The following is a 293-nucleotide window of genomic DNA, read 5'->3' as shown; positions in this document are numbered from 1 at the left end:
CATGCCCACGGTGCATGTCCGCGACACGCTGGACCCGGCGCCGAGCGCCTACCGCCTGACCCTGATGGGGGTGATCCTGGCCGAAGCGGAGATCTATCCGGATCGCGAGCTGGCGATCAACCCGGGGCAGGTCTATGGCACGCTCAACGGCATCTCCGCTCGGGACCCGGCCTTTGGTCTGGAAGCGGTGTGGATCGAAATCAGCCAACGGCCGCAGGCGCAGTCCCTGGGCTACACCGTGGTGGACGCCAGTACCGTGGTCGCCACCCACTTGAACCAGATTCTGTACAAGC

At 65.5% G+C, this 293-nt stretch carries 1 protein-coding gene; it reads left to right on the top strand.

What is annotated here, in order from left to right; translation table 11 throughout:
• Positions 1-293 (top strand): FHIPEP family type III secretion protein (locus SB725_RS30700; RefSeq protein ID WP_410923128.1); only part of this gene is annotated, 293 nt, incomplete at both ends.

Origin of the sequence: Pseudomonas sp. SIMBA_041 (assembly GCF_046535095.1) — a bacterium.
Taxonomy (GTDB): Bacteria; Pseudomonadota; Gammaproteobacteria; order Pseudomonadales; family Pseudomonadaceae; genus Aquipseudomonas; species Aquipseudomonas mucoides.
This window is presented reverse-complemented; position numbering and strand designations above follow the sequence as displayed.